At 35.3% G+C, this 22,611-nt stretch carries 17 protein-coding genes; 15 read left to right on the top strand and 2 right to left on the bottom strand.

Annotated features, from left to right (window positions below; genetic code table 11):
- Positions 1–14: 14 nt before the first annotated feature.
- Positions 15–518 carry a hypothetical protein gene (locus ACO05S_RS01700; protein WP_421919817.1) on the bottom strand — a complete coding sequence of 168 codons (504 nt, stop codon included), beginning with the start codon at positions 516–518 and terminating at the stop codon, positions 15–17.
- Between the two features lie 469 nt (positions 519–987).
- Here ACO05S_RS01700 and ACO05S_RS01695 point away from each other — a divergent pair, with 469 nt between their 5' ends.
- The 13 genes from ACO05S_RS01695 (at position 988) to ACO05S_RS01635 (ending at position 16,751) form a co-directional block, all read left to right on the top strand.
- Entirely contained in the window at positions 988–1,350 is a 363-nt protein-coding gene (locus ACO05S_RS01695) for a response regulator (RefSeq protein ID WP_421919816.1), read from the top strand.
- Positions 1,351–1,357: 7 nt separating this feature from the next.
- The gene (locus ACO05S_RS01690; protein ID WP_421919815.1) at positions 1,358–2,548 is read left to right on the top strand and encodes a sugar transferase; all 1,191 of its coding nucleotides are present in this window, start codon (positions 1,358–1,360) and stop codon (positions 2,546–2,548) included.
- Between the two features lie 9 nt (positions 2,549–2,557).
- Entirely contained in the window at positions 2,558–3,304 is a 747-nt protein-coding gene (locus tag ACO05S_RS01685; RefSeq protein ID WP_421919814.1) for a TolC family protein, read from the top strand.
- A 5-nt stretch (positions 3,305–3,309) separates the two neighbouring features.
- Entirely contained in the window at positions 3,310–5,526 is a 2,217-nt protein-coding gene (locus ACO05S_RS01680) for a GumC family protein (RefSeq protein ID WP_421919813.1), read from the top strand.
- Positions 5,527–5,546: 20 nt separating this feature from the next.
- Positions 5,547–7,079, top strand: coding sequence for an oligosaccharide flippase family protein (locus tag ACO05S_RS01675; protein ID WP_421919812.1), 1,533 nt, complete (start codon positions 5,547–5,549; stop codon positions 7,077–7,079).
- Between the two features lie 44 nt (positions 7,080–7,123).
- Positions 7,124–8,122, top strand: coding sequence for a nitroreductase family protein (locus ACO05S_RS01670; protein ID WP_421919811.1), 999 nt, complete (start codon positions 7,124–7,126; stop codon positions 8,120–8,122).
- A 31-nt stretch (positions 8,123–8,153) separates the two neighbouring features.
- On the top strand, positions 8,154–9,299 hold the full coding sequence (locus ACO05S_RS01665) for a polysaccharide pyruvyl transferase family protein (RefSeq protein WP_421919810.1): 1,146 nt from the start codon (positions 8,154–8,156) through the stop codon (positions 9,297–9,299).
- A gap of 22 nt (positions 9,300–9,321) precedes the next feature.
- Entirely contained in the window at positions 9,322–10,806 is a 1,485-nt protein-coding gene (locus ACO05S_RS01660; protein ID WP_421921269.1) for an O-antigen ligase family protein, read from the top strand.
- Between the two features lie 106 nt (positions 10,807–10,912).
- Positions 10,913–11,848, top strand: coding sequence for a phosphoribosyltransferase family protein (locus tag ACO05S_RS01655; RefSeq protein ID WP_421919809.1), 936 nt, complete (start codon positions 10,913–10,915; stop codon positions 11,846–11,848).
- 47 nt (positions 11,849–11,895) lie between these two features.
- Positions 11,896–13,083 carry a glycosyltransferase gene (locus ACO05S_RS01650; RefSeq protein ID WP_421919808.1) on the top strand — a complete coding sequence of 396 codons (1,188 nt, stop codon included), beginning with the start codon at positions 11,896–11,898 and terminating at the stop codon, positions 13,081–13,083.
- Positions 13,084–13,109: 26 nt separating this feature from the next.
- Positions 13,110–14,315, top strand: a complete 1,206-nt coding sequence (locus ACO05S_RS01645) for a glycosyltransferase (RefSeq protein WP_421919807.1) — start codon at positions 13,110–13,112, stop codon at positions 14,313–14,315.
- A gap of 50 nt (positions 14,316–14,365) precedes the next feature.
- Positions 14,366–15,508: a glycosyltransferase family 4 protein gene (locus ACO05S_RS01640; protein ID WP_421919806.1), complete on the top strand. Its 1,143-nt coding sequence runs from the start codon at positions 14,366–14,368 to the stop codon at positions 15,506–15,508.
- Between the two features lie 55 nt (positions 15,509–15,563).
- Positions 15,564–16,751, top strand: a complete 1,188-nt coding sequence (locus tag ACO05S_RS01635) for a glycosyltransferase family 2 protein (protein WP_421919805.1) — start codon at positions 15,564–15,566, stop codon at positions 16,749–16,751.
- A 698-nt stretch (positions 16,752–17,449) separates the two neighbouring features.
- Here ACO05S_RS01635 and ACO05S_RS01630 read toward each other — a convergent pair.
- A complete protein-coding gene (locus ACO05S_RS01630; RefSeq protein WP_421919804.1) occupies positions 17,450–18,598 on the bottom strand; it encodes a hybrid sensor histidine kinase/response regulator in 1,149 nt (382 codons plus the stop codon).
- A gap of 226 nt (positions 18,599–18,824) precedes the next feature.
- On the opposite strand from ACO05S_RS01630, the gene ACO05S_RS01625 reads away from it, so the two are divergent.
- Together ACO05S_RS01625 and ACO05S_RS01620 are read left to right on the top strand one after the other, a co-directional pair.
- Entirely contained in the window at positions 18,825–19,367 is a 543-nt protein-coding gene (locus tag ACO05S_RS01625) for a heme NO-binding domain-containing protein (RefSeq protein WP_421919803.1), read from the top strand.
- Entirely contained in the window at positions 19,364–22,336 is a 2,973-nt protein-coding gene (locus ACO05S_RS01620) for an ATP-binding protein (RefSeq protein WP_421919802.1), read from the top strand. Before ACO05S_RS01625 ends, ACO05S_RS01620 begins: the two co-directional genes overlap by 4 nt.
- Positions 22,337–22,611 lie beyond the last annotated feature (275 nt).

Genomic DNA, 22,611 nt, shown 5'->3' with positions numbered 1-22,611 from the left:
ATTCCAAGTTCAATTTAAAATGTGCCTTTGTGAAGCTTTTTTTCTATTTCAAGTTTTTTTAGGTCGGTGATATCTTCAATTATCGTTAGAATATATTTTTCTTTTTGATATTTGAATAATCTTGTAGAAAACTGTAAATGCTTGTCCTCTTTTTTTCCATCATAATCAACAAATGACTTAATCAAATGTTCATTCATAATGGGTTTGTTTTCTACATACGAAAAGAGTGCAGAAACTCTTAATTCACAGGTGCTGCACTTTGAAGTACTGCCGCAAGGGGTTCCTTCTTTAATCTGAAAAGAACAGCCAAGAACCTCGCCACATTTGCGGTAAAGTAATTCTTCATCTTTTTTATTGGAAAAAATAGTAGTTAATGGGTCGTTAAATGCTCTTAGTCGAAGTTCATTGTCAAGCAGCATTACACAGGAGCTGATATTATTCAAAATAATATTTAAAAACTCGCTTGACTTGCTTAAAACTGTGAACCTTTCATTTGTATGTGTTAAGTCCATATTCATCACAATTCTATTTAGTTAAAAATTATTGAAGATACTTAATGCGATATACAAGTTACATGATTTTATTAAGCAGAGCAAGGATGTTATTGTATAATTACTGGGCAAAATTAATTTAATGGGTTGTATTGAAATTATGATTGTTATTTATTGATTTAATTTAGTAATCTTACATTAACAATGATTTCGATTTACTTTTGTAAATTACGCTAAGTTTTAAATGGTTGTGATTATCCTTTTTTAATTATTGACGAATTTTTGCATTGTTCTTGTTTTCTTGTTCTTGTTTGTAATGATTCTTTATATCGTATTGTTCTATAGAAATATAATATCCAATACGAAAAAAAAGAAACAAAAATGGCAAGTTTGCGTAAATCGGAATTGATGGTTAATGCTATAAGTGTTAATGCCCAAAAACTATACTATATTAAATTGACTTTTGCTCTGTGACAGGAGCCCATTAAATTTACTTATGAAGAAAATATTAGTTGTAGACGACAAGCCTTCTATGAGCCAATTAATGGTTCGTTTTTTACAAACTTCTTTTGAAGTTACAACAATGGAAGATGGGTTGCAGGCAATTTCTTGGTTGCAGTCGGGTAACATACCTGATATCATACTAACCGATCTTCAGATGCCAGAGATGAATGGTATTGAATTAATCAAACGTATTAAAGAGAGTGGATATTTTAATGATATTCCAATTATTGTTCTTAGCAGTCAGGAGAGTAGTAATACCAGAGTTGAATGCTTAAAACTTGGAGCAGAGGATTACATAATGAAACCTTTTAATCCGGAAGAATTGATGATTAGAATCGAGCGTTTGATTAAATAATATTATCATGAAAACTTCAGACAGACAAATGAAACTGATGTATATCGGGTCTGATGAATCTGTACTTTCTAATTTCGACAAGTTAAATGGAAGAATAGATTTGATACATCAAACTAATCCGCTGGAAGCATCGGAATGGATAGAGAAGAATGGCAATGTGGATGGTGTTATAAGTGAGTTAGACCTTCCAGGAAGAAATGGATTGGATTTTCATACTGTATTTGTTGAAAAATATGATTCCAAAAGCTTAGTACCGTATCTCTTGCTTGTGACTGAAAAGCAACCTGAGATTATAAAAAGGGCGATGGAGCAAAAGATAAGTGATGTTTATGCAAAGCCAGTTGATGCGGAAACAATAACAAAGCGAATTAATTTTCTTAAGGTTTTGCAGGTTCACATGAAATTTAATATGCCCCAAAAAAATAAGAAAATTAAAATCTATAAAACTCCATTCTTTAAAAGAAGCTTTGATATTGTATTTGCAGGTCTTGCTTTAATTGCATTATCTCCATTGCTGTTATTATTTATTGCAGCAATACGCATAGAATCAAAAGGAAAAGTATACTATATATCCAAACGTGTTGGAACGGGTTATAGAATATTTAATTTTTTAAAATTAAGATCGATGTATCCCGATGCAGATAAGCGATTAAAGGAATTGGAACATTTGAACCAGTATAAAACTGAAGAAACAGGAGAAGATCTTACGGAAGTAATTCAGCAGGATACTATGATTGAAGGTTCGACAATCTTGTTTGGTGATGAAGAGGAGATTGAAGAACAAACTCACATAAAACGTCAGAAACAAAAACAAGATAAGGCCTTTGTTAAGTTCGAAAATGATCCAAGAATTACAAAGGTTGGTCATATTATCCGAAAGTTAAGTATTGATGAATTGCCTCAGTTAATCAATGTTATTCGTGGCGATATGTCGATTGTTGGAAATAGGCCATTGCCACTGTATGAAGCAGAAATGTTGACTACTGATGAATGGACGGATAGATTTAACGGGCCTGCCGGAATAACAGGCTTGTGGCAGGTTGAAGCTCGCGGAAAGACATCAAAAATGTCACCCGAGGAAAGAAAAGGACTCGACAACAAGTATGTTGAGATTGCCAATAGTAAATATTCATTTTGGAAAGACATGTGGATTATTTTAAGAACCATTCCAGCAGTTTTCCAAAAGGAGAACGTGTAAATTTTGTATATGTACTTTAAAAAACTCCTTCTTCTTATTTTAGCTTCTGCTTTTTTTAGCTATTCGATTTTGTCTGCTCAGAATAACCAGGAAGTGGTTAAAAAAGTGATGGCCGGAGAATTGATTTCTGATTTGCTTCTTCCATTAGGCGAAATGCAGCAAATGGCAATAGAGAATTCTCCATTATTAAAATATCACGATTCGCAAGTATTGATTAGTGAACTTAGAATTAAAGCCGAACGACGCGATTGGATGAATACCCTTGACCTTGAGGCCAGCGCCAGATATGGTTTGTTTGATAACCTGCTTATTTCGGAAGATTTAAATACTGAAGCTGCAGCGTCAACAACAGAACAAACAAGGTATAGTGTAGGAGTATCTTTAAAAATCCCATTGAGTAAGATTGTGGACAGAACCAATGTAAAGCAGGCCAAAGCAGAATTGGACAAGTACCGATATCAACAACAAAGTATTGAGCGTGAATTAAGACAATTGGTAGTGGTTCAATACAATAACGTACTAAAGTGTTACAAGAGTGTTGAGGTGCGTAATAAGGCTTTTGGTGTTTTAAATATTCATTTAAACAGCGTAGAAAAAGATTATGTAAGTGGCAAAATAGATATTGCAGAATTTTCGCGAGTACACGACATAAAAATGAATGCTGAACTGGAATTGGAACGTGCAAAAATAGAATTGATATCATCCATGCAGGTTTTAAACGAAATAGTTGGAAAGCCAGTCATTCTTAAAAACTAATCGGTTTGAATATTATCTTCTTCATACGACTCTTGCAAAAACACATTTTGGTGTTAGCGATAACTCCCATTATAATGGTGAGTTTGGTATTTGTATTAACAAAGGATCAACCTAAAATGTACGATTCAAGTACCAGGATCTATACTGGTATTGCTACCGGGTCGTCGATTGTATCGCTTGAAGAATCGAAATTGGATCTATTCGGAACTCGTATTGCCTTCGATAACTTCATCAACCTGATACGCACGAAAACTACCATAGAAGAGGTGGCGCTTCGTTTGTTTACCAAGCACATGCTATTGGATGACCCTACACCAGACATCATCCTCAAAAAACACTATGACGAGTTAATGGAAATGGTGCCAGCCGATGTGAAGGCTTTAATCGTTAAAAATGATCCTGAACAGACCTATTTGAATTTATTAACATACAAAGATGCCAACCATACCAACTTTATTTATAAGCTGATTCATTTGGATCACAGGCATTACAGCAGCAAAAGAATTCTGGCCGAGATAAAGGTTTCTCGTATCCAATCGAGTGATATGGTTAAGATCTCATACAATTCTGATGATCCTGGCGTTTGTGCCAATACTCTGGAGTTGATCAATGAAGTATTTGTAAGGATATATTCTGATATCAAGGTAAATCAATCCGACGCAGTGGTGAGCTATTTCCTGCGCGAGATTGAAAAGGCCGAAGCAGATTTAAATGTTGCGGAAGAGGAGTTGGTGGAGTTCAATAAGGCTCATAATATCATTAACTACTACGAGCAAACAAGGCACATTGCTTCGGAAAAAGAACATTTTGATCTGTATTATACCGAGATTAAAATGAAGAATACTGCCGAAGCTTCAGTAATTGATTTGCTGGAAGGTAAAATGTCTGCTAACGAAAAGAGGAGAATCACTAGTAGCCAGATGTTGGATGTTAGGAAAAAGCTTTCGGATGTTAACCACAAGCTATGGCTTAAAAGCAATAGAAGCCTGCTGAGTTATGAGAAAAATGAGGAAGATTCGGTTGGGATTCTGGCTTTACAAAAAGAGGCAGAGCATATTGAAGGACAGTTAAGAGAACTGGTGGATAAACAATACAAAATTATTAATAGTAAAGATGGAGTTACGGGACATTCAATCTTGAATCGATGGCTTGAGAAAGTCATAGCATTTGAATCTTCGAAAGCACAGTTGCAGGTGGGAGATCAAATTAAAAAAGAATTTGAAGAGTTGTTTGAGTATTATGCCCCTTTAGGAGCTACCATGAAAAGGCTCGAACGAAAGATCAATGTAGCGGAACAGAAATATCTCTCTTTATTGGAGAGCTTGAATAAAGCCAAATTAAAACAACAGAATATCGAGCTGAATTCTAATCTTAAAATTGTTTCACCTCCATTTTACCCGATCGAAGCAAGAGCTAGCAAGAGGAAATTTCTCCTGATTATTGCTTTCATGATTGGATTTGTTATTCCTACATTTATCATTCTTGTATTGGAGATTTTAGATGCGAGTATCAAGACTATTCCTCGCGCAGAAGATTTTATTGGGAAAAAGGTATTGGCTATGTTCCCAAACCTGGCAGTTAAGAACAAACACTTAAAACTGAATGTGATCAAAAATAAAACACTTGATGTTCTCAATAGGAAGTTACTGCTGATGAAGCCTTCGGTGGCAGGTGAAAATAAAGCACTGCAAATACTTGTCTTTAGCAATCAGGCAGGAGAGGGAAAAACCTTTGTTTTTACCAAGATTGCTCAGAAATTGCATGATATTGGGTTAAAAATACAGTATATCTCGCATAATCAGATGAAGAAAGCTACCGATTTTGAGAGTTACAGTTATGAATTCACCCCTAATTTTCATAGGGTAAAGGGAGTTCAGGAATTAGGAGAAAATGTGATGGGTAAGGAGAATTTTGACTATACCTTTGTTGAAATTCCCGGGATTTTAAACAATTCCTACCCGGTACATCTTGTCAAAGAGTCGGACTATTCAATGTTAGTGGTAAGAGCCAACAGGGCATGGGCAAAGGCAGATAAAAACTCATTTGAAGATTTCTTATCGGTTGCAGGAGATGATGATTCGGTGCAAGTAGTGCTTAATGGAGTGCAAATTAATGAAATGGAAAACATTTTAGGCGATTTACCTAAAGAGCGTTCCAAATTTAGAAGAGGGATTAAAAATGTTCTTCGATTAAGGTTTTTTACCAAAACGAAGTTCTATTAAACTAAATTTTAAAGGAATTTATGCAAATAAATCAATTAAAAGTTGGTGCCATATTATCCTACGTAGTTATAGGTTTAAGTAATGTTGTAGGCTTGCTATATACTCCATACATGTTGCGAATGATGGGACAAAGTGAGTACGGATTGTACTCATTGGTTGCATCGGTAGTGGCCTATCTTACCATTCTTGATTTGGGTTTTGGGAATACCATTATTCGTTATACTGCTAAATTCCGTTCTGAGGGCAAAGTGGAAGAGCAATATTCCATGTTTGGGATGTTTGTGGTATTGTACTCATTCATTGGACTGGTGGTTCTCATTCTTGGAATGGGTTTGTATTTTAACATTGACAAGTTATATGGAGATACTTTAACACCAGATGAATTGGAAAAGGTTCACATTCTGGTATTATTAATGGTTTTTAATCTTGTATTTACCTTTCCTGTAAGCATTTTTGGGTCTATTGTAACCGCATACGAAAAGTTTGTATTTCAGAAAGTTGTGCAAATTGCACGTATTATTCTGAACCCATTAATCATGATTATCTTACTGGAAATGGGATATCGTGCCATAGGTATGGTGGTGTTAATTACAGTTTTTAATGTAGCTACTCAACTAATAAACTGGTGGTATTGCAGGAATAAAATAAGGGTCAAGATTCGCTTCAGGAAGTTCGACTGGAGTTTTTTTAAAGAGCTTGCCGGATACTCTTTTTTCATCTTCCTGAATGCAATTATTGATCGCCTTTATTGGAGTTCGGGACAACTGGTATTGGGAGCCAATGTGGGAACGGCGGCAGTTGCAATGTTTGCAGTTGCTATTCAGCTGGAACAAATGTATATGGGATTCTCAACTGCCATCTCAGGGGTATTTCTTCCTAAGGTGACCGCCATGGTTTCCCAGTCAAAATCCAATAGAGAAATATCCGACTTGTTTATTCGAACGGGTAGGATTCAGTTTATTGTAATGGCCTTTATCCTGGCAGGATTTATTTTGTTCGGAAGGCAATTTATTTTTCTGTGGGCGGGAGCAGATTATACCGACACTTATGTAATTGCGCTGCTTATGTTTGTTCCGCTAACCATCCCACTGATACAAAATTTGGGAATTACTATTCTGCAAGCCAGAAATAGACTAAAATTTAGAGCGGTATTGTACTTGTGTATTGCCATTTTTAGTGTAGCAATGCAACTTTTGTTAGTAGATACTTATGGTGGCATTGGTTGTGGTATGGCCATTTGTTCAGGTTTGGTGCTTGGACATATCATTATCATGAATATCTACTACTTTAAAAAACAAGATATCGATATCCCAAAATTCTGGAAGGAGATAGGGAAAATGGCTTTTTCTCCAGCACTGTTAGGATTGCTTACTTATTGGGCGATTAAACAGGTTCAGCTTGATACACCCATTAGTCTGGCTATTGCAATCTGCTCCTTCTCGGTAGTTTATATTCCGGTATTTTGGATCACATCGATGAACAATTATGAGAGAGATTTGCTTTATAAGCCTGTAAAAAGTTTGATGGAAAGATTAAGGTCAACTTCAAGATAAAAGAGACTGTTTAAAGAAAATGACACTACTTAAATATACTTGAAATGAAAGCATTGAAAGCACAATTAAAAAATATGTTACCTCAAAAACTGCTGTATCTGTATTACCTGAATTCAGCAAAAAAGGCGAGTATGTATGACTTAAAGAGGCGTGTATATGATAAAGTGTATAACAAATCGGATATTGAAAAGGTAAAAAGGGATTTGGCCTTGGCCTATCATATTGTTGAGAAGGGATTGACCATGCCTGAACCCAGACCGGGTTTTGGAAAAGCGGTGGTGATGAGTCTCATTGATACAGTAGAGAAATATGAGAAATTTAAGCTGCCGGCAAATGATTTGGAATTTATCCAGTCTGTTTCGGTATTAAAGGAATACCTTCAATATCATGAGGAAATCAGTTTTAAATTAGATGATGATTTGCAGGTTAGATTGGTGGCAATTCGGGAACGTTATGCCAAAGTGGAAGGGCAAAGGCAGATTAGAACAAATAAAGCTGATTATTTTAAGGATAAGAATGCTCCTTTCGAACAATTTTGTTTGTCAAGGTATTCGGTAAGAAATTATACCGAAAAAGAGATTCCAATGGAGGTTATTTATGATTGCATTAATCTTGCACAGCGTTCACCCTCCTTTTGCAACCGTCAGCCCAACCGTGTGCATGTTGTAAAGTCACCTGAAAAGAAAAAAGGAATTCTTGAAATTCAGAATGGAAACAGGGGCTTCGGTCATCTGGCCGAAACATTAATTGTTGTAAGTTCGGTGGTATCTACTACAAAGGATATGCACGAAAGGTTCGAAAATCATCTGAATGGAGGATTGTTTAGTATGACTTTATTGAATGCATTGCATTACCGGGAGATTGGAGCATGTTCGCTGAATTGGAGTGTATCGGATGATAAGGATATGAAACTAAGAGAAATTATTGATATTCCTCACAACGAAGTGGTTTTGATGATCATTGCTTGTGGTTACCTGCCTGATGAATTCTCCATTGCCTCATCGCCCAGAAAAACTGCTGAGGAAATTACAAAAATGCACTAATCAAACCAGATTTAATCTAAAACAGAAGATCATGAAAATAGGTATCATCACACTGCCATTTAATTGGAACTACGGAGGAATTCTACAAACGTACGCCTTACAATCTGCATTAAAAAAGCTGGGACATGATTCCTATACCATAAATAGAAATACAGCACCCATGTCGCTTAAAATGAAGGTGCTGTCCTATGTGAGAAGATCAATTCTGAAAATTGTCTTCAGAAAAGATGTTGTAGTCAGAACATGGCCTACCAAGGATGAGGAAAAGATTATCAGACAGCATACTGATCGTTTCATTCGGGAACATGTAAAAACTACCGACTTGTTCATGTCGGAAAGGGATTTTAAGAATATTGGCAAATATGGTTTTCAGGCTTTTGTTACAGGCAGCGATCAGGTATGGCGACCAAAATATTCACCAATATTGGAAAATCATTTTTTAGGATTTCTACCAGAGAATTCACAGGCAAAAAGAATTGCTTATGCGGCTTCTTTTGGGGTAGACAAGTGGGAGTTTAGTGATCGACAAACCGAATCTTGTGCTGGTTTGGCACAAAAGTTCGATCGCATTTCGGTAAGGGAAGATTCGGCTGTAGGTTTGTGTAGTGATAAGCTAAAGGTTGAGTCGGTGGTTGCGCTTGATCCAACCATGTTAATTGATAAAGAAGAATACATAGCACTGGTTGAAAAAGATAACATTCCGAAACTACAGGGAACATTACTGAATTATATTTTAGACCTAAGTCCTGACAAGAAGAAAATTGTTGATGAGGCTGCGGAAGAATTGCGAATTAAGCCTGTGTCAATTATGCCAAAAGGGATCTTTCGGGAATTGGGCAAGAACCGATTGGAAGATTGTGTTTGTCCTCCGGTAACCAATTGGTTGAGAGGTTTTATGGATGCTGAATTTGTTGTAACCGATTCTTTTCATGGTACAGTTTTTTCAATTATTTTTAATAAGCCATTTATTGCTATTGGTAATGCTAAACGGGGGATTACCCGATTTAGCTCATTGCTAAAGATATTGGGATTAGAGGATCGATTGGTATTGGGATATCAGGAAAATATTACTGAAATGATTAAAACACCAATAGATTATCAAAAGGTAAACAGTCTTTTAGAGGACAAAAAGAAAGAAGCTATTCATTTTTTAGAAAACTCCCTAAATGTAAATTAAAGCGCTTTGTGAATTGGCTAATATGGAAAATGTTTTCGAGAAAAAGTATGGTAGCGATATTCTGAAGAAACCTCAGTTTTTCTTTGGAGTATTGTTGATTATGGCCTTTCTGGGATACCTGGTAGCAAAAGGGGGCATGATATCAGGCATTGGAATTTTGGCCATGCCAATTCTCGTGAGCTACATCTATTTAATTTTTGCCATTCCAAAAGTGGGCATTATAGGAATTTACATACTCAATTTTCTTGCTATTGGAATTGTGAGATATGTAAAAGGTGTTCCATTGGGCTTATCTATTGATGCACAGTTTTTACTTATTTATTTGGCCTTATTTTTTAAAAGCTATTTTTATAAAATCCCATGGAAAAACGGGAAGAATGACCTCGTTCTTTTGGCCGCCATTTGGTATGGTTATGCTCTGGTACAATTGGTAAATCCGGAAGCTGCTAGTCGTGTGGCATGGTTCTATGCCATGCGCAGTGTTTCCTTGTATATGCTGTTTACAGTTCCACTGATCTTTATTCTTTACAACAAGAAAAAAGATCTAGAGTTACTGTTTAAAATATGGGCAATACTTTCTATTCTGGGCACCCTCAAAGGGATCATGCAAAAGAATTTTGGGGTGGATCCATTTGAACAGGCTTGGCTTGATGCTGGTAATGCTAGCACTCATGTTCTTTTCGGGAAATTGAGAGTCTTTTCATTCTATTCTGATGCAGGGCAGTTTGGAGCTGCTCAAGGTCATGCAGGGGTGGTTTTTTTAATTCTGGCCTTAAATCAAAAACGCTCACGACGTTTAAAAATCTTTTACATTGTTGCCGGAGTTCTGGGCTTGTATGGGTTAATGATTTCAGGAACCAGGGGTGCTATAGCTGTACCAGTTATGGGATTTGCTCTTTACATTGTTCTTAAAAAACAGGTTAAAATTATTGTAATGGGAGCAATAATGGGGATTAGTGTACTGGTGTTTTTCAAATACACAACCATTGCCCAAGGAAATCCTACGATTCGAAGAATGAGAACTGCCTTTGATCCTAACAATGCCTCCTTACAGGTTCGTCTCGAAAATCAGAGAAAACTAAAAGGTTACTTGGCGTCCCGGCCATTAGGTGGAGGAATTGGATCGGCAGGGAACTGGGGGTTGCGCTTTACTCCTCACACCTTTCTGGCACAAACACCTACTGATAGTTGGTATGTAATGATTTGGGCCGAACAGGGAGTTGTTGGTCTTACCTTACATTTGTTTGTTCTGTTTTACGTCTTGTCTAAATCGGTGTACATTATCATGTTTAAATTGAAGGATGAGGAAATAATTGGCATCATGAGTGCACTGGTATCAGGACTTTTTGGCATCATGGCTGCTTCGTATGGTAATGGTGTGTTGGGGCAAATGCCTACCGGACTATTAATTTATTCAAGTATGGCTTACTTGTTTTTAGCCCAAAAGTTTGAAGAAGATAAACTAGCATTGCAAGCAAAAGAATTTCCTTTGTTAGGAAATAAATAATTATCAATACAAAATACTGTCTTATTGAATCCTTATTTGGACTTAAACGTTTAAAAAGAAGACTATTACTTAAAATTACTTAGAAAACGAACTTAAATTTTAATCTATGTATTATAGAAACATCTCCGATCTTAATCAAATCATCCTTAAACGACTTAATGTTCTGCCTCGCGATTTTGATTTAATTGTAGGAATTCCCAGGAGTGGTATGTTACCAGCTAACTTGCTGGCACTATATCTTAACAAACCTTATACAGATATTGATTCCTTCTTAAAAGGGCATATTTACAAAGCCGGAGAAAGAAGTCAGTTTTTTGATATGAAAGAAATCAAGAAAGTTTTGGTTGTGGATGATAGCATTGCTTCGGGTTCAGCCATGAATAAAAGCAAAAAGAGATTAGAAGAAGTTGCAAAAGATTTTGATTTGAAATACTGTGCAGTATATGTTGCGCCAGGTAAAGAGAATATGGTAGATTACTATTTTGAAGCTGTACCTCTTCCAAGATATTTTCAATGGAACGTATTCAATCATACAACACTCGAAAAAGCTTGCTTTGATATTGATGGTGTACTTTGTGTTGATCCTACTGAAGACCAAAATGATGATGGAGAAAAATATATTGATTTTGTACTAAATGCACCTCCATTGTATATTCCAGGAGCAAAGATAGGAACCATTGTTACCTCCCGATTGGAGAAATACAGGAAAGAAACCGAAGCTTGGCTCGAAGCTCATAAGGTAAAGTATAACAAGTTGGTAATGCTTGATTTACCTGATAAAGAAGCTCGTCAAAGAGCTAATAACCATGCTGGTCATAAAGCTGATACGTACAAAGAGGGTCAATACAATTTGTTTATTGAGAGTTCATTGACACAGGCTCTGGAAATTAATCGTGTGACAAAGAAACCAGTTCTGTGTACTGAGAATTTTGAAATGATATTTGATTCTCAATCTCTTAAATACAATATTAAGAGTGGTAAATACTTTCCGTTTTTAAGAAAAATTGCCTTGAAAGTTCGTGATAAAATAAGAAGCAATTAAGAAGCTACTTGTTTAAGAGATTTTTATCAACTTTCAAATTCTAGACCATGAGTAACAAGAAAAATATTGTTTGTGTATCCAACACAACTTGGGAAGGTTTTTATACCAAGTCGACAGTTCAATTGGTTTCCTTGCTGGCAAGATCAAATCAATTGCTGTTTGTAGAATATCCATTTACTATTAAAGATTTAATTTTTACCCTGATGGGAAAAGGCAGGGCTCCTGTTAAAAGAATGTTGGGAATCAAGAGTAGGTTGATTAAAAAGCAATCGACCTTCGACACAGAGGTAAACCATTTGGTATTGCCTCCATTGCTTCCTTTTGCATTTTTCAAAAATGAAAAATTGTATCATTTCTTCTTGAAGATCAATACCTTTTTTTATGCACGCTCTATAAAACGAGCCATTAATAAACTGAATATGACCGACCCAATTGCATTGAACGCTTACAATGCGATTTATGGGAATACTCTGCTCGGTAAACTTAAGGAGAAGTTGAATGTTTATTACTGTTATGATGGGCCGGATGAAAGACGTTATGGTAAAAGAGCTCAAATTGCGGATCATTCTTTTGCAAAGAAAGTTGATGGTGTGATTACCACGTCAGATTTTTTGGCTGAATCCATGAAACACCTGAATAAAAAAATGAAAGTTGTAAAGAATGGTGTAGACTTTAATGTATTTAATAGATCGGCTAAAGCAAATGTGAATAAAGCTGAAAAGAAGAAGGTTGGATATATTGGTAGCTTGGATCACCGGTTTGATATTGAAACTGTTGAATATACAGTGCAGCAGCTAAATCATTGTGAGTTTGAGATTGTAGGAGACTTAATGAATCCTAAAATTTATGATGCATTGGCAAAATATCCAAACGTAACATTTTTACCTCCTGTAAAACCACATGAGGTGCCAGATTTGTTGAAGAAATGCGATGTTGGATTGATTCCATATTTATGTACAGAGTATACCAAGAACATTTATCCGTTAAAAATCAATGAATATTTATCGGTGGGAGTTCCGGTTGTGCTTACTGCATTCGCAAATTTACCTGAGTTCGATGGAATGGCCAATTTTACCAAGACCAAAGAGGAGTTTTGCGAAGCTATTCAAAAGGAAATTGAGGAAGATAGTGTTGGAAAAATTCGTGGTAGAATCGAGTATGCCAAGGCAACATCCTGGGAAAGTAGAGCCAAAGATTTCGAAAAGGTTCTTGATGATTATTTAGCCCGGTGCTAAGACATAATAACATTTAAATTTTTGAAATGGAAATCTTACATATCATAATATACATTTTTGAATTAGTTCTGTTTATTTATCTTGGGTTTTCAGCAGCTTATATTTTTATATTTGCTTTAGCCAGCATTTTCCCTTATCAACAAAAGGCAGCAAAAAGTACTAAGAAAAGGAAGTTTGCAGTTCTCATTCCGGGTTACAAAGAAGATGCTGTAATTGTTGATGTTGCAAAGGATGCACTCAATCAGGATTATCCGAAAGATCAATATGACCTTGTGATTATAGCCGACTCATTTCAGGCTCAGACCATAGAAAGCCTAAAAGAATTGCCTGTGAAATTGGTAGAAGTATCTTTCGAAGTAAGTACCAAATCGAAAGCTTTGAATAAGGCTATGCAAACCATTGGCGACAATTACGATGTTGCATTGGTACTGGATGCCGATAACCTAATGGAAAAGAATTTTATTCAAAAAGTGAATCAATCTTTTGATAACGGATATATGGTTGTTCAGGGGCATCGTGCTGCGAAAAACTTAAATACTTCTTTCGCGATTCTTGATGCCATTAGCGAAGAGGTTAATAATAATATCTTTAGAAAAGGCCACCGGGTTTTAGGATTCTCATCGGCATTAATTGGTTCAGGTATGGCCTTTGATTATTCGTTCTTTAAAGAAACCATGAGCAAGGTAAATGCCATTGGAGGTTTCGATAAGGAGTTGGAATTAAAGCTCCTGAAAAACAAAAAGAAGATTGAGTACTTGGATGATGCCATCGTTTTGGATGAAAAAGTGCAGAAATCTGAAGTCTTTGCCAGACAAAGAAAAAGATGGCTGTCTGCTCAGTTTATCTATTTTGCCCGATATTTCTTTCCGGGGCTATATCACCTGTTATTTAAAGGGAATGTTGATTTCTTTGATAAGGTATATCAAATGATATCGCCACCACGAATCCTTTTGTTGGGTTTGGTAGTGATCTTTAATGCTTTTTACTTGGTGATTTGGTACTTTTTTGAATCTTTAAGTATTCTTCATTTCACAATTCAGGAGTGGATGTATGTGTTGATTCTTGTGCTACTTGCTTTCGCAATAAGCATTCCACAAAAATTTTATACCAGAAGAACTTTGAGAGCGATCTTAACTTTGCCTCGTGCATTTTTTCTCATGTTTGCTTCCCTTTTTAAACTAAAGGGAGCCAACAAAAAATTTATCCATACAGAACATGGTGTAAATAATTAAAACAAAATCTTATGTCTTCCATCAAGCAAATGGAATAAAATGATAAACAGATGAAAATTGGAATTGAAGGACAAAGGCTATACAGAAAGAAAAAACATGGTATGGATATGGTTGCACTTGAATTGATTAAAAATCTTCAAGTGATTGATAAGGAGAATGAGTATGTGGTATTTGTAAAGCCAGATGCAGACAATACTTGCATTCCGGCAGCTGATAATTTTAAAATTTTAGAATTGTCAGGAGGACCTTATCCAACTTGGGAACAATTCGCATTGCCTAAGGCTGCTAAAGCAGAAGGCTGTGATATATTGCATTGTACAAGCAATACAGGTCCAATAAAATCGTCGGTTCCTTTAATAACCATTTTGCATGATATCATTTATCTCGAAAGTGTAAGTGTTTTTAAAAAGGCAGGTACTTGGTATCAGAAGTTAGGGAATATGTATCGGCGATGGATTGTTCCAACTGTGGTTCGAAAAAGCAAAAGGGTTGCAACGGTTTCCAATTACGAAAAGGACAGAATCAAGAATTTTATGGGATTGGGTGATAATCTGGTAGCCATTCACAATGGGGTAGGCGAGCATTTTGTTCATATCACCGATGCAAAAGTATTGGCAGAAGCGCAGGTAAAATATAAGCTTCCCGATCGATTTCTGTTTTTCCTTGGTAATACCGATCCTAAAAAAAATACACCAAATGTACTAAAAGCTTTTGCTGATTTTAATGCATCAAGCCACATAAAGTACAAGCTTGTTATGCTGGATTACGAAGAAAATGCTTTGAGAAAAATACTTTCTGATATTGGCCACCCTGAGCTTAGAGGAGATATTCATTTGACTGGATATGTTGTAAACACTGATTTGCCAGCCATCATCAGTCAGAGTGAGGTGTTTTTATACCCTTCGCTTAGAGAAAGTTTTGGAATTCCAATTCTGGAAGGAATGGCATGTGGTGTTCCGGTGATTACATCCGATACATCATCGATGCCCGAAATTGCCGGAGATGCAGCTTTAATTGTTAATCCGCACAAAAGTGAGGAAATAACTGCCGGAATTGTGAAAATCCTAAAAGATGACTTTTACAGGCAAGAGCTTCGCAGGAAAGGGCTTGAGAGAGCAAAACTCTTCTCCTGGAAGAATATGGCGAAAGAGTACTTAAAACTGTACCATGAAGTTTATGCTGAAGGAAAATGATGAATTTTTTTACTAAATGTTGTAATGCTGAATAAATTGATTTAATCTGCTACTTATGAATACTATAGAAATATTATTTTGGATTGCTTTGTTTATTATCTTTTATTCCTATTTGGGATATGGTATTTTGTTGTTCATTATTGTTAAGCTTCGAAGAATACTAGGCCTTAAAAAGGTTTTTATTGGTAATGATGATTATGAGCCGGATGTAACTCTTTTTGTGGCTGCATATAACGAAAAAGATTATGTTGACGAAAAGGTTATGAACTCCTATAGCTTAAACTATCCGAAAGATAAAGTAAAGCAAGTTTGGGTAACAGATGGATCGGATGATGGAACACCTGATTTGCTCAGAAAATACAAAGGGGTGGAAGTGTATCATGAAGATGCACGTGGTGGAAAAATTGGAGCCATGAATCGTGGGATGCAATTTGTAAAAACTCCAATTGTAATTTTCTCTGATGGCAATACGAACTTGGGAAAAGAATCTATTCAGGAAATCGTGAACCTGTTTAAAAATCCAAAGGTTGGATGTGTATCGGGAGAAAAGAGAATATACCAAAAAGGTGCAGATGCTGCCGCTGGAGCGGGAGAGGGTTTGTATTGGATATACGAATCAACTCTTAAAAAATGGGATGCTGAATGGTATTCGGTTGTAGGTGCTGCCGGAGAATTATTTGCAATTAGAACCGAGCTTTGGCAAGAAGTGGAAAAAGACACTTTACTCGACGATTTTATTATCTCATTGCGTGTTGCCATGTCTGGATATACCATTCAGTATAATCCAAATGCATATGCCATTGAAACGGCTTCGGCCAATGTAAAAGAAGAGTTAAAACGCAAAGTAAGAATCTCCGCAGGAGGAATTCAATCGGTAGTGCGTTTATTTCCTTTGCTTAATCCTTTTAAATACGGTAGATTATCCTTTCAGTATATTTCACATAGAGTATTGCGTTGGACACTCACTCCCTTATTACTCTTATTGATTTTGCCAATTAATTTTGTGTTAGCATACAATTCCGGAATGAACCTCGAAAATATTTATACACTATTATTTTATGGGCAATTGATTTTTTACTCCGCAGCCTTAATTGGTTGGTTTCTGGAAAATCGAAAAATCAAGATTAAAGTTCTGTTTGTGCCTTACTATTTTTTTATCATGAATTTATCGGTATATCTGGGATTTAGAAGATACATGAAGGGAAATCAATCCGTTAAATGGGAAAGAGCAAAACGGGGATAGGTTTTTTATTGCAAAGCATAAATTAAAAAGGGCAAGAGAGTGAATCTTTTTCATGATAGCATCGGCAGAAGTCTTTCATTCATTATTTTTCCGTGATTAGGCTCGCAATTGCCCAATAGCAGCTCCACTTTGTTTTAGATCTGCTCGAGCATTAAGGACACAATTGCCAATTTTATATTCAGGAGCTCGTGATTGCCTTTTGCAAGCTCCACTTTTCTATCTGAAAGTTGAAAGTTCGATATTGAGGTTTCGAAGCACAGATTTGAGGTGTTCGATAGCAAATTACCATCCTTTTTTTTGATCTCTTTTTTTTGGAAAGGAATGTCGAACCTCAGAAAGGAAAGTTCGGGCTAAAATGGGGAAATGTCGACCAAAATTTAGAAAATCTCGAGCTGTCGATGAGATCTGTTGATGTATTGGTACATCTCCTTCGAGGTTTTTTGCTCCAAGTCTAGCCTTTCGAGGGAAAGTTGGAGGGTGTCAAGATCGACATTCTTATGCTTGATATAAACTTGTGTCTTCCGTACCCCAAAATGGAGCCACCGATAGCATTTTGGGGTGTATTTACTCTCTTAATTATAGATAAAACAACCTGTTTACTCTAAGGATCTGTACCAGATATTTCTTTTTTCTCGATTTAGGTTACTACCAATAACTTTAACATCATCATCTTCTTCATACTCAAAATCGGATATTGTTTAATTCGAATTTGGCTTGTCATCTTTTGAAAGAATTTGAAGGGTAAACTTACTTCCTTTTTCAACTTTACTTTCAATCAAAATTCTTCCATTTATTTTTTTTGCAAAACCATTGGCCACCTTTAAACCTAATCCACTACCTGATTCCCCATTAGTTCCGTAGGTAGATACATGTTCTTTTTCATCAAAAAGTTTAGGGATATCTTTAGGAGGAATTCCAACTCCGTTATCGCTAATTACAATATTTACATCACCATTAATAGCCTTGGCATGAAGTTTTACATTGCCACCATTGGGTGTGAATTTTATGGCATTCGAGATGATATTTTTGATAATCATCTTAAGCATGTAAGCATCAGTGTGAACATTTAAATTTTCTTGGAAGCTGGTTTCAAAGCTGATGTTTTTATGAGTAAAATTACCCTTAAACATGAAATAGGTGCTTTCAATCAGGTTGTTGACAGAAATATCTTCGGGGTGATACAATAAAATCCCACTTTGAGATTTTGCCCAGCCCAATAAGTTTTCAAGCAATTCTGATACTTCTTCGCTCGACTGCACAAGGGTGGACATGGTCTCTTTGTAATCCGTACTATTGTATTCAAATAATCCTTTCGAAAGCAAATCCAATGTCATTTTAATATTGCCTAAAGGGCTTCGCAAATCATGACCAATAACCGAGAACATTTTATCTTTAAGTTCATTTAATTCGCTTAGATGATCGGTAGTCTTTTGCAATTCATCTCTGGTAAATTTTAACTCCAAATGAGTTTTAATTCTGATGATTAGCTCTTCCTTGTTAAAGGGCTTGGTTATGTAATCAACCCCTCCCAGCTCAAAACCTTTTACAATTTTCGACTTTTCGCCAACAGCAGTTAAAAATATAATGGGAAGGTTTTTGTTTTTCGGATCTGATTTTAAAATCTTACACACTTCAAAACCATCCATTTTCGGCATCATTACGTCCAGTAGTATTAAATCTGGCTGAGTTCTTTCAACCAAGTTTAATGCATTTTTTCCATTGGTGGCAATTACAATTTTAAAGTGAAGCTCGCGTAAGGTAAGAGCTACAATTTTAAGGTTGTTTGGATTGTCATCAACAACCAAAACGGTTGGGATTTTTCCCGGAATATTGAATTCCATAGTCATCGAAGTAAATTTAACTTTTAAGTAGTAATCATAAATCAATCCTAAAAGGGAGTCACACAAATTGCATACGATAGATTATATATTTTGTTTATAAAAATACATCCTTTTTTATAAAAAAAGCAACTTTTTGTAAAACCATAACACAACTTCTTGCGTATCATTTGATTTGATGCCAAAAATCATTTTATTGGCAATATTGCTTACTGCTTAAATTATTTTATGACTTATGAAAGGACTTGTTTTTTGCGAATTTTTAGAAATGGTTGAAAAAGAATTTGGCTATGATGTTGTTGATCATATCATTGAAAATTCAAACCTGCCAAGTAATGGAATTTACACTTCAGTTGGTACCTACTCACACGAAGAAATGTTTGCACTGGTTGGACAGTTAAGTTCAAAGATAAACATTCCGGTTTCGAAACTTTTTTATGCTTATGGGATGTATGTATTTGGAGTGTTTGGAAAAGCATTTCAAGATTTGATTGCGGGTCATGAAAATGCTTTTGATTTTTTATCGAGAGTGGAAGATACAATTCATGTTCAGGTGTTAAAACTTTATCCTGAGGCTGAGTTACCCAAGATAGAAGTTAAAAGCAGAACAAATGATCGTTTAGAATTGCTTTATACATCTCAGCGAAAAATGTCTGATTTTGCCGAAGGATTAATTCAAGCTTGTTTGAATTATTATAATGATAAGTCTTCAATATCTACTAAATTTTTAAAGGAGGATAAAAGTCAAGTATTATTTACCATTCAAAATCAGGCATGAATAAAGAAACTGAACTTTTGCAGCGAAAAATAGAGCGTGAAAGGTTAGCCAGAAAGGAAGCTGAAAAATTGCTTGAAGAAAAGTCACTGGAACTTTATGAATCAAATCAGAAATTAAAGAGTTTGAATAATAACTTGGAAAATCTGGTTAAGGAGAGAACACAAAAATTACTGGATACCGAGCACGAATATTTTACTTTAGTTGAAAGTATAACTGATATTATTTGCAAAATAAATTTGCAAGGGGAAGTTGTTTTTGTTAATCGCATTGCTAGCGCCATTAGGGGGCAAGCTAAAGAAGAACTTCTTGGGCAAAATGTTTTAAGCTTTATTCCTCCTGGGTATAGATCAAAGGTTTTTAAATATTTTGCAAGGCAATTCCTGCAAAATAAGTGCATAAGCTATTTCGATGTGCCAATTGTTGCAGAGCAAAATAAAATACTGTGGGTTAGGGTAAATGTCCAATTTAGCGAAGAGCGTTGTCATGATTGTGAATTGAAAAAGTGTTTCCTTGCAGGATACACCCATGAGGTTTTTTCTAAAGGGAACTGTAATTTTAATGAAATTATTGTAGTAGCTCATAATATTACCGAACGACGAAGAAATGAATTAGAGATTGAGCGCAATTTAAGGCAGCAGGAGATTCTTACCGAAATATCAGTTAATTACAATTCTATTGCTGATTTTGAATCGAATACGAATAAGACAGTTAAGATCATTGGTGAACATACCAATGTTAGCAGAGTTTATATCTTTGAAGATGATCCTGATAATGCTACAACAAATAATACCTACGAGTGGTGTAATGAAGGAATTGTACCAAACATAAGCGATTTGCAGGGGATTTCTTACCAATCTATCCCTTCGTGGAGAAGAATATTAAAAAAAGAAGGAATAATATACTCTGAAAAAATTCGGGAATTACCTGCTGATATAAGAGAATTATTGGAGCTACAAGGCATTAAATCAATTGTTGTTTTACCATTGATTCAAGCTGGAAAAATGTTTGGTTTTATTGGTTTTAATGAATGTGATGCGAATCATAAATGGACCAAATCTGAAATTGAATTGCTTCGAACAATTAGTAGTATAGTTTCTACTGCTTTCTTGCGCAATAGAATTCAAACCGATTTGGTTATTAGTGAGAAAGAAAATCGTGGAATTATTGATTCCATTCCTGATGAAATTTTAAGAATGAATCGTGAAGGAAAGGTAATTTCATTCAAATCGAGAAATGATGGTAGCCTTTTTAACGGATTGAACAAACAAAATATTGATTCAATAATTGGTGTATTGCCTGAGGATCTGAGTAATTCTTTTATATCCTCAATTGAAGAATGTATTGTAAAAGGAAATTTTGAGTTTAATTTTAGTAGCTTCCATCGTGATAAGATGCAATATTTTGAAGCTCGTTTCGTAAAGCTTAACACAACAGAAGTACTTGTAATTGTTCGTAATGTAAGTGAACTAAAAGAAAAAGAAAAGCAATTAAAAATTGCAAAGAATAAAGCTGAGCAAGCTTCAAAGGCCAAATCTGAATTTCTTGCCAACGTTTCGCACGAGATTAGAACTCCAATGAACGCCATTTTAGGATTTAGTGAATGGCTTCATAGTAATGTTGAAAATCCACAACACAAGAACTATTTGCATACCATAATTACCAGTGGAAGAAACTTACTGGCTTTAATAAATGATATTCTCGATTTATCGAAAATAGAATCGGGTAAAATGAATATCGAATTGGAGCCAATGCAATGTAAGATTGTTATCAACCAGATGAAGCAGGTCTTTAAGCAAAAGCTGGAAGCTAATAATTTGGCATTTAATGTTACTGTTGATCACTCGGTTCCTCAATATATTTACATGGATGAGGTGCGGTTTTATCAGATATTGTTCAACTTGGTTGGGAATGCTATTAAATTTACCTCCAAAGGATATATTCATATTTCTGTATCAGCAGTCAAAACATCTGATCCTAATATTATCAATTTAATTATGAGTGTTGAGGATACAGGAATTGGAATCAAAGAAGATCAACAGGCAAATGTATTTAAAGCTTTTACCCAGCAAAGCGGCCAGAGCAATCGTTACTATGAGGGAACAGGTTTAGGTCTTTCAATAGTTGGAGGTCTTTTAAAGAAATTGGATGGTGAAATTAGTTTGAAGAGCGAAGTAGGACGTGGATCGAAGTTCACAATCAAATTTAAGGATGTTAAGATTGCAGAAGTTTCGCCTGATGAAGACCCAAAAGGAAAAGAACTAAACGATTTTGTACTTGAGCCTTGTAAAATCTTAATCGTAGATGATTTGAAATTCAATATTTTGGTTTTGAAAAGAATTATTGAATTTGATCATGTTACTTTCCTAGAAGCTAGCAGCGGTGAGGAGGCCATCGAAATAATGGAAACCGAGCAGCCGGATATTGTTTTTATGGATATTAGAATGCCTGGAATGAATGGTTATGATGCAACTGAAGTAATTCGAAATAATTCTGAATGGGATCATATACCAGTAGTTGCTTTTACAGCTTCAATCATTAATGATGAATTGGAACGTATTCATAAACTATTCGATGAGTATTTGCAAAAACCAGTATTTAGAAAAGATGTATTTGCGGTTTTAAAGAAGTTTATGAAAATTAAATATCTTAAAGCCGAGGATGAACAGGTGATCGAAAAAGATATCAAACTTTCGGGAGAGTGTATAGCTGCTCTTCCTGAGATAATACATTGTTTAGAGAACGATTTTATAGACAATTGGAAGAAAATTAAAGATGACCTGATTATATACGAGATTGAAGATTTTAGTAAAAATCTATCTGATTTCGCATTCAAGAAATCATGTATAATTCTGGATAATTATTGTAAAGAACTCGATTTGGCAATTCAGTCATTCGATATTGAGCTAATTGGAAAGCAAATTAGTAGATTCGATAATGTTGTGAATGAGTTAAAAAGCTATTTGCAATAAAAACTTTTGATGAATTAAAATCAGTCAATTATTAAATCCGGACACATTGTAATTCTCCCTTTAATAAAGTTTTGGGATAGGGTTTGAGCTTACTAAATTGTAATATTTTTATTTAGAGTTATAAAAGTATTTCATGTTAATACAGATATTAATTAACAGTTTACCTGCTTCACACCTCTATTTACCGATTATTGCTTTGACCATCTGATTCAAACTTTATCTTTGCTTATTCATTAGACTTTTTATCTCTAAGTTTTTAAAAAAAGCTTTAAATG

This window comes from Marinifilum sp., assembly GCF_965230805.1.
Taxonomy (GTDB): domain Bacteria; phylum Bacteroidota; class Bacteroidia; order Bacteroidales; family Marinifilaceae; genus Marinifilum.
The sequence above is the reverse complement of the archived record's forward strand: the minus strand, read 5'-3'. Positions and strand labels throughout refer to the sequence as shown.